The organism is Rhodococcus sp. 06-235-1A (assembly GCF_002258785.1).
In the GTDB taxonomy this organism is placed as follows: domain Bacteria; phylum Actinomycetota; class Actinomycetes; order Mycobacteriales; family Mycobacteriaceae; genus Rhodococcoides.
On record NZ_NOYI01000036.1, the window covers coordinates 175410 to 184544 of the forward strand.

8 protein-coding genes and 1 pseudogene are annotated in these 9135 nt (G+C 64.4%); 8 read left to right on the forward strand and 1 reads right to left on the reverse strand.

The window, feature by feature from the left end; translation table 11 throughout:
* Window positions 1-180: 180 nt before the first annotated feature.
* Entirely contained in the window at window positions 181-2376 is a 2196-nt protein-coding gene (locus CH275_RS28790; RefSeq protein ID WP_094681476.1) for an N-acetylmuramoyl-L-alanine amidase, read from the forward strand.
* A gap of 70 nt (window positions 2377-2446) precedes the next feature.
* Window positions 2447-3340, forward strand: coding sequence for a M23 family metallopeptidase (locus tag CH275_RS28795; protein WP_094681477.1), 894 nt, complete (start codon window positions 2447-2449; stop codon window positions 3338-3340).
* 15 nt (window positions 3341-3355) lie between these two features.
* Here CH275_RS28795 and CH275_RS28800 read toward each other — a convergent pair whose 3' ends face one another.
* On the reverse strand, window positions 3356-4192 hold the full coding sequence (locus CH275_RS28800) for an HAD family hydrolase (protein WP_094681478.1): 837 nt from the start codon (window positions 4190-4192) through the stop codon (window positions 3356-3358).
* Between the two features lie 75 nt (window positions 4193-4267).
* Here CH275_RS28800 and CH275_RS28805 point away from each other — a divergent pair, with 75 nt between their 5' ends.
* The 6 genes and pseudogenes from CH275_RS28805 to CH275_RS28830 form a co-directional block, all read left to right on the forward strand.
* A complete protein-coding gene (locus CH275_RS28805; RefSeq protein WP_094681479.1) occupies window positions 4268-5299 on the forward strand; it encodes an NADP-dependent oxidoreductase in 1032 nt (343 codons plus the stop codon).
* Between the two features lie 55 nt (window positions 5300-5354).
* Entirely contained in the window at window positions 5355-5867 is a 513-nt protein-coding gene (msrA, locus tag CH275_RS28810; protein ID WP_094681480.1) for a peptide-methionine (S)-S-oxide reductase MsrA, read from the forward strand.
* Between the two features lie 291 nt (window positions 5868-6158).
* A complete protein-coding gene (locus tag CH275_RS28815; protein ID WP_094681481.1) occupies window positions 6159-7430 on the forward strand; it encodes a YhgE/Pip domain-containing protein in 1272 nt (423 codons plus the stop codon).
* Between the two features lie 19 nt (window positions 7431-7449).
* A complete protein-coding gene (locus CH275_RS28820; protein ID WP_094681482.1) occupies window positions 7450-8193 on the forward strand; it encodes a CPBP family intramembrane glutamic endopeptidase in 744 nt (247 codons plus the stop codon).
* 5 nt (window positions 8194-8198) lie between these two features.
* A complete protein-coding gene (locus CH275_RS28825) occupies window positions 8199-8774 on the forward strand; it encodes a DinB family protein (protein ID WP_094681498.1) in 576 nt (191 codons plus the stop codon).
* Window positions 8775-8955: 181 nt separating this feature from the next.
* A pseudogene (locus CH275_RS28830) lies at window positions 8956-9135 on the forward strand (HNH endonuclease signature motif containing protein); the annotation flags it as partial.

Consider the following 9135-nt stretch of genomic DNA (forward strand, 5'->3'; position numbering starts at 1 on the left):
CTCGAAAGCGTAAAGGACATGTGCGACGCGCCGCGCCACCGGAACTTCCCGACGATGGCTAACTGTCAAGCTAAGGTTTAGCCTTGTGTCTTATGGGACTCATGTTGCTGATGTGACCGATGTTGTTTCAGCAATCCGGATCCTACGACGCGTACCTACCAACAACCAGGGAGTACCGCCTTGCCGAACCGTCGAACGAAGCCGTCGATCGTTCTCGGTGCTGTCGCACTACTGGCCGTCGCGACCCCCTTCGCGGTCGCGGGCCTCATTGACAGCACGACAACCGGAGTTCGACCGGCCAACGAGACAACCCCGGTCACCGTGCCGACCAAGATCGTCGAGACCGCGCTGAACGCCGCGCCGGACATCGTGATTCCGCTGCAGGAGCTCACCGGCTTGCCGCTGCCCGATTTACGGCTCTCCGATCTGAAGTACCTTCCGCTGCCGGATTCCATCGTGATCCCGCCGATCCAGATTCCCGACATCCCGGGCCTCACCACGCCCGCGCCCGGCGGCGCAACCGCGCAGGCCCCCATACCCAGGGTCGACGCATCGGCACCGGTCAATCCGGAAGCTGCCGACCCCACCGGCCCGCCGCTCGGAGCAGCCGTCAAGGAAATCTCGCAGGACACCCCGTTCAGCATGGTGGCGTTGACCTCCGAGCAGCTGAACGGTGCGTCTGCACAGGTTCGCCGGCAGCTCGAGGACGGATCCTGGGGCCCGTGGCTGGCGACCGCACCAGTGGACAGCACGGCCGACGACTCCGTTCCCGCTGCAGGAAAGCAAGGTACCGAACCGATCTTCGTCGGACTGACCAAGGCCGTGCAGGTGCTGCTGACGCCGATGACGAGCAGCGCAGCTCCCGAAAGCTTCGCGGCTGCACCGGTTCCCGAGGTTCCGGTCGTCGAACTGCCCGCTGCCGGCGCTCCGGCCGATGCTCCTGCTGCAGATTCGCCCGCTCCCGCTGCTACCGAACAGCCACTGGGCTACACGCCCGCGTCGTCGAGCAAGCCTCTGCGCCAGCAGGATCCGGCTCCCGTGGACCCCGCGGCCCCGATCGAGCCTGCTCAGCCCGAAGCGACAACGGACAGCTCGGCGGAGCAGTTGGCTGCAGCCGTGAACGACATCAGTGCCGTACTCATCACCCCCGGCACATCCCCGGTCGATTCGGCGCTCAGTGACATCGCCACTCCCGTGGCAGGCGACGCGGGTCCCAAGGTGATCACCCGCGCTCAGTGGGGTGCCGATGAGTCGATCCGTTGCGCCACACCGACGATCGACGACTTCATCGGCGGTGCCACCGTGCACCACACCGCGGGCAGCAACGACTACTCCAAGTCCGAATCGGCCGAAATCGTCCGCGCCATCTACGCGTACCACGCGCAGACGCTCGGCTGGTGCGACATCGGCTACAACGCCCTCGTCGACAAGTACGGTCAGATCTTCGAGGGCCGCGCCGGTGGCCTGGACAAGCCGGTTCAGGGTGCCCATGCGGGCGGGTTCAACGAGAACACCGTCGGTGTCGCGATGATGGGCGACTACTCCACCGAGGATCCCTCGCAGGAGACCGTCGACTCGGTCGGCAAGTTCCTCGGCTGGCGGCTCGGCAAGGCCGGTCTGGATCCGAAGGGAACCACGACGATGACCTCCGAGGGAACGGATTTCACGTTCATCGGCAAGGGCAAGACCGTCGACCTGCCGGTGATCTTCGGGCACCGTGACGTCGGGAACACCGAATGCCCCGGTAACGCCGGATACGCCCGGCTCGGCGAGATCCGCGACATCGCGGCAGCCAACCTCGGCGGCGGAGATGCCACACCGGCAGCACCCGATACGAACGACACCGCTCCAGACACCGCGGTGACCGATCCGGCTCCGTCACGCCCGGGCACCGACGTCAGTTCTACTCTGGGCGAGAACATCCCGGCGCTGGTCGCCGAGCTACAGCGTCTGGCTGCGACGAGCCCCGTCGCGCAGAAGTGGTTGGCCTCGGGCGGCGAGACGGGCTCACTCGGTGTGCCGGTGAGCGGCCTGGTACAGGTGAGCGGCGGCCGTGAGAAGGCGCAGTTCCAGAACGGCGAGATCATCACCAACATGGCCGGTCAGGCTGTGGCCGTGATCGGCAAGATCTTCCAGCAGTACCTGCAGCAGGGTGGCGTCGACGGCGTCCTCGGTCTGCCGATCACCGACGAGTTCAAGGTGCCGGAAGGCTTCCGGACGGACTTCGAGAACGGTTCGCTCATCTTCAACGAGCTCACCGGAATCGTCACCACGGTGATCAAGACGTACAACGACACCTACAACGCGGAAATGCAGAACCCCGCTGCGGCACCGGTGGAACCGGCACCCGCGCCGGAGCCTGCACCCGCAGGCTGACATTCCAGCGAAAGGGCCGAGTCACTGTGGTGACTCGGCCCTTTCGCGTTGGGGTGGGTAGCGTGAAGTGATGTCTACGCGGACGCGCTTCGTGTTGTTGTCCTCGATCCCCCAGCTGGTGTGGCTCGTGGTCGTCACCGTAGCCGTCGTCGGGTGCTGGACGGCCGAGAACGGCGGCCAGTGGGCCGGATCGTTACTGCTGATAGTCGCGACGTTCCTGTTCGCGTACTTCTTCTCGGTACCGTCGTCGACGACGTTCGGTGTTCCGTACGTTCCGATCAGCGCGATGCTGCTGGTGGTGTGCGCGGTATCGGCCGTGCAAATCGACGACTGGACCGCCGGTCTCGACACCGACGCCTTCTCGTTCGGAGCGGTGCTCACCGTCTGTGCCGTCGCGGCTACCATTGCGAGTCGCATTCTCGCCGTGCGTGATTCGACGGCACTCCGGTTGAACTTTCCGATCGCCGGCGGGCGGTGGGAGGTGGCCGCAGGCGAGGGCAGACTGTTCAATCATCACTGGGAGGCACCACTGCAGCGCGCGGCACTGGATCTCGTCGCGGTCGATGTTCGTGGTTGCTCGCATCGCGGGGTTCTCGCCGGATGCGACGAGGACTACTACGCCTTCGGTTCACCCGTGCACTCCCCCGTCGACGCCGAGGTGGTCCGATGCGGGGACGGCCTGAACGACGGCGAACTCGATCCGGCGAAACCGGCGGGAAATCATGTGGTGCTGGGAGCCGGGTCGGAGGAGATTCTGATCGCGCACCTGAAGAAGGGCAGCGTGGCTGTCACCACGGGGCAGCGCGTGCAGGCCGGCCAACTGCTGGGAGTCGTCGGAAATTCGGGCAACTCGACCGAGCCACACCTGCACATTCACGCCCAACGGGACGGACAGGCGGTGCGCATCGTGTTCGACGACGTCCGCGGCCGGATGTGGCCGGGTCGACGCGTCATCCGCCCCTGATCCGGCGGCGATGCGTCACCACCAGCGTTCGAGAACCTGCGCCACTCCGTCTTCTGCGTTGGTGACGGTCTGTTCGTTCGCCGCCGCGACGGCAGCGGGATGCGCGTTGCCCATCGCAACGCCCAGTCCCACCATCGACAGCATCGGAACGTCGTTCGGCATGTCACCGAAGGCAACGATGTCCGATACGTCGATCGACAGCGTCTCGGCCACCTTGGCCAGGCCCGACGCCTTGGTGATGCCCGGTGCCGACAGCTCGATGAGTCCGTTGTCGGTGGAGAACGTCAGGTCGGCGCGGCCGGAGATCAGCGGGGACAGGATGTCGGCCATGTGGCCGCTGGTGGAGCCGGACAACCGAATCAGCAGCTTGACGGCCGGGACGTCGACGACGTCGTCCTCGGTCATCTCGACGTTGTCGGGGTTCAGCCAGGCGTGCTCGTAGCCCGGGGAGCTGACGAACTGCGGTGTGGCCGAGTCGTGTGCGGTCTGCCCCACTCGCTCGGCGGCCAGACCGCAGCCGGGCAGTGCGCGGTACGCGACCTCGGCCAACCACTGCAGCGTCTCGACCGACAACGTCTCGGCGCTGAGCACGCGATCGTTGGCGGCGTCGTAGATCACCGCGCCGTTGGCGCACACCGACATCGGCGCATATCCCAACTGATCGACGACGGGGTGAATCCATCGCGGCGGCCTGCCGGTGGACAGCACGAACGGGACTCCGTCGGCCACCACGGCCGAGACGGCACGCTTGGTACGTTCGGTGACGCGTTCGTGCTGGTCGAGCAGGGTGCCGTCGACATCGCTGGCAACGAGTCGGGGGGCGAGGCGGGTGGTGTTCGGCGCGTTGGTCATCGTGACGTCATTCTGCCCTAGTGTCGAAGCACCCTGTTTTCGACATGCACGTCTTCGATGTGGAAGGAACGGTAGATGACATCTGTGAACCGTCAGATCCGATTGGCTCAGCGCCCGGTGGGGCGTCCCGACGAGTCGACGTGGGATCTCACCGAGGAGCCGATTCCCACCCCGGGCGACGGCGAGTTCGTCGTCACCGTCGACTACGTCTCTCTCGACCCAGCCATGCGCGGCTGGCTCAACGATGCACGCTCGTACGTGCCGCCCGTCGGTATCGGCGAGGTGATGCGGGCGCATGCCGTGGGACGGGTGTTGGAATCGCATCACCCCGATTTTGCTGTGGGAGAGATTGTTTCGGGCTCGTTCGGCGTCACCGAGCATGCACTGTCGGACGGCACGGGAGTGCAGAAGGTCGACGAATCCATCGCACCGGCACCCACGTGGCTCGGAGCGCTCGGCTTCCCCGGACTGACGGCGTACTTCGGCCTGATGGACGTCGGCAAGCTGACCGAGGGCGATACCGTCGTCATCTCGGGGGCCGCGGGAGCCGTCGGCAGCATCGCGGGTCAGATCGCGAAAGCCAAGGGGGCCACCGTGATCGGTATCGCCGGCGGTCCCGAGAAGTGCGCGTGGCTCACCGAGGAACTCGGCTTCGACGCGGCGATCGATTACAAGAACGAGTCGGTGTACCAGGGCCTGAAGGCCGCCGCACCGAAGGGCATCGACGTGTACTTCGACAACGTCGGCGGCGAGATCCTGGACGCGGCCCTCTCACGTCTACGCAAGGGCGCGCGGGTGGTGTTGTGCGGAGCCATCTCCGGTTACAACGCCACCGATCCCCAGCCCGGGCCTGCGCATTACCTGTCTCTGCTCATCAATCGTGCGTCGATGACGGGCTTCATCATCTTCGACTACCTCGACCGCTACCAGGAGGGCATCGACGCACTGTCCGAGCTGCTCACCAGCGGCAAGATGACCGCACGGGAGCAGATCGAGATCGGCGGCGTCGCCGCCTTCGGATCGACACTGAACCTGTTGTTCGACGGTGCCAACACCGGCAAACTGGTTCTCGAGGTCGGCGAACGCCCCCACGACTCGGAATTATGACGGCCGCTCGTTCGTTGGACACCATGTATCGATCGATAGAGCACAAGGAGTAACGATGTCTGCAGCCACCGAAACCGCCATCCTCGCCGGAGGGTGCTTCTGGGGAGCCGAAGAGCTCGTCCGCAAGCTCCCGGGAGTGATCTCCACCCGCGTCGGATACACCGGCGGCGAGGTTCCCAACGCGACGTACCGCAACCACGGCAACCACGCCGAGGGCCTCGAGGTCGTCTACGACCCCAGCCAGACGACGTACCGGGATCTGCTCGAATTCTTCTTCCAGATCCACGACCCCACCACCAAGAACCGTCAGGGCAACGACATCGGTGCCAGTTACCGCTCGGCAATCTTCTACCTCAGCGATGAGCAGAAGCGCGTCGCCGAGGACACGATCGCCGACGTCGACGCCTCCGGGTTGTGGCCGGGCAAGGTCGTCACCGAGGTCACCGCGGCCGGAGATTTCTGGGAAGCCGAGCCCGAGCACCAGGACTACCTGCAGAAGTACCCCGAGGGATACACCTGCCACTGGGTCCGTCCTGAGTGGAAGCTGCCGCGTCGAGCAAACGCCTGAGCGGCTGCGCCGCACGTGAACGGAACTTCGTAGCAGAGGTCGAAGTTCCGTTCACGTGGGTTAGCCGAGTAGATCCGACATATCCAGTACGGAGCTGCACCGAACGTCGTTCGTCATGATCGCCGACGCCCAACGAGCCGGACTGCTGGTGGACGACGGCAGCGCTCGCCACCACCGTCCGGCGGACGTTCTGTCGATCTTCGGTGAGGGAAGCAGGGGTTGAACTACCGCGCACATGGGAGCGGAACTTGCGACACTGATCCGGTGACCTCCGACAGAACCCCTCGGTCGATGGCCGGCGTCCTTCGTTCACCGCGTTTCTGGCTCGCTCCGATCCTCGTTGTCTCGGCACTGATGTCGTTCCTCGCGGCCCTGTATCTGGGCGGTGTTCTCGATCCGCGGGGCAATCTGCACGACCTCCCCATCGCGATCGTCAACCAAGACGAGGGTGACACCCTCGCAGGCGAGCAACGCAACATCGGCAACGACATCGTCGCCGGGCTTCTCCAGAACGTCGATTCGGAGAAGGTCGATTTCCAGGAAGTCGGGCCGGCTCAGGCCGAATCGCTGTTGTCGACGGCCGAGGTCTACGGCTCCATCGTCATCCCCAGCGATTTCACGAAGAGAATGGGAATCCTGGCGCAGGCGAGCGTGATTCCCGGGGACGTCGAGAGACCGATCATCACGGTCTACACCAATCCACGTGCGGGCAGTTTCGGAATGTCGCTCGTGACCGGAGTGGCCACACCGGCGTTCGAATCGGTCAATCAGACCGTGGGCCAACAGATCTCCGATCAGGTTCGCCAGCAACTCGGCGACACTCCGCTGGCGGGCGCGAGCGCACTGACGTTGGCGCAGCCGATCAATGTGATCGTTGCCCAACACGATCCACTGCCCGACGGTACCGGCGGTGGTTTGTCGGCGTTCTACTACGCGCTGCTTCTCGTCCTGGCCGGCTTCACCGGGGCGACCATCGTCAGCACGCTCGTCGACGGCCTACTCGGATTCACGCCGACAGAGATCGGCCCCAAGTACATCCATCGCGGGCCGACCCTGATCAACCGCTTCCAGACGCTGCTCGTGAAGTGGCTCGTCATGGTTGTTCTCGCCATGCTGGTATCGGCCCTGTATCTGCTGATCAGCCATCTGCTCGGTATGCCGATCACCCACGCCTGGACGCTGTGGATGTACGGCGCCTTCGCGATCGCGGCAGTCGGCGTCACGGCGGTGGCGGTGATGTCCGCCTTCGGCACAGCAGGATTGCTGATCAACCTGATCGTTTTCATCATTCTGGCGTTGCCGTCCTCGGGCGGCACGATCCCCCTCGAAGCGAGCCCACCGATCTTCACCTGGCTGGCGCAGTTCGAGCCGATGCACCAGATCTTCCTCGGCACCCGCTCGATCCTGTACTTCAACGCCTCACCCGACGCCGGTCTCCTGCATTCGGTGGGCATGACCGCGCTCGGACTTCTCATCGGGCTCGTATTCGGCCTGACGTTCACGCTCCTGTACGACCGCAAGGGCCTCGACCGAAGCCTCGATTCACCGGGCGCTCTCAGCTGACGCCAGTACACTCGATCCAATGCTTGCTGTGAATCAGGCCGGGAGCGTGGCACCCCGACGCGCCTTCCACGCTTACCTCGATGTGACTGTCGTCGTCCTCGTACTCGTGGGCACCAACCTCATCGCGCACTTCACCACGGTGTGGGCGAGTATCGCGACGGTTCCGGTCGCCGCTGTTCTACTGGTCGTCCTGGCGAACCGTCGCGGTTTGGGGTGGGCCGAGCTGGGACTGTCTCCCAAACAATGGAAGACAGGTTCGCTGTACGCGCTCGGAGCCGTCGGGCTCGTCCTCACTGTCGTCGCGATCGGCGCATTGCTGCCCATGACTCGCCCGTTCTTCATGGCCGACCGATACGCAACCGTCTCCGCCGCCATCGTCGCATCGATGATCGTCATTCCACTGCAGACCGTCATTCCGGAGGAACTCGCGTTCCGCGGGGTGCTGCACGGCACGCTGGGTCGCATCTACGGTGCGCGGGGAGTTTTCGCTGCGGGGTCTCTGCTGTTCGGTCTGTGGCACATCGCGTCCTCGCTCGGACTGACGGCCGGCAACGTGGGACTCAGCGGTTTTCTCGGCGGCGGACTGTTCGGGCAGATCGTCGGTATCGGGCTGGCCGTCGTGGCGACTGCGGCGGCGGGTGTGGTGTTCACGTGGCTGCGCAGCCGTAGCGGAAGTTTGATCGCTCCCATCGCCCTGCACTGGTCCCTCAACGGACTCGGCGCACTGGCAGCCGCCCTCGTGTGGCACGCGTCGATGAGCTGAACGGCATGAAAGACGATCTGCACCAGTACCTGCGCATCGCACGCGAGAACATGCTGTGGAAGCTCGACGGCCTCACCGAGTATCAGAAACGACGGCCGATGACGCCGACCGGAACGAATCTGCTGGGTCTCGTCAAGCACCTGGCGCTCGTCGAATACGGCTATTTCGGCCTCACCTTCGGCCGCGAGTTTCCGGCCAAGTTCGGGGAGCTGGAGGCTGCAGCCCTGGCCCGAGAGAATGCGGACATGTGGGCCACCGCCGACGAATCGTCGGAGTTCATCGTCGATCTGTACCGCGAAGCCTGGTTGCACTCCGACAAGACCATCGAATCGAACGATCTCGACGCAGCCGGACGCGTCCTGCATTGGCCCGTCGAGAAGCAAGAAGTCACGTTGCATCGCGTGCTGGTGCACGTGTGCATCGAGACGAATCGACATGCCGGACACGCAGACATACTGCGCGAGTTGATCGACGACTCCGTTGGACTGCGGCTGGGGAACGAAAACATGACCGAGGGCGACGCAGCATGGTGGGCCGCCTACCGAGATGAACTGGAAACTGTTGCGCGAGAGGCTGATTGATCGTCCTCTTCGAGCAGCAACCACACGGACTGCTCGACCACAGAGAATCGGCACATCCGGGTTGATCGCGCGCATACCACGGGGTGCCGACAGCTTCTTGAAACCGAATCATTAAGCAGGGCAATAGTTTTCGATTCGACTATCTTTGTGTATCGAATGCACGTTCGATACACTTGCTGCCATGACCACCGCTATCTGGCAACTGAGCGACAGCGAACTCCTCGCCGACGCCACCGCGGTCTCCCATCAGATCCAGTTGTTGGAAGCCCGTCGTATCGCCCTCGTCGCCGACATCGACACCCGCGTGAGCCGCGAGAAACTCGGCTTCCCCGGACCCGCCGGATGGTTGACCTCCACCACC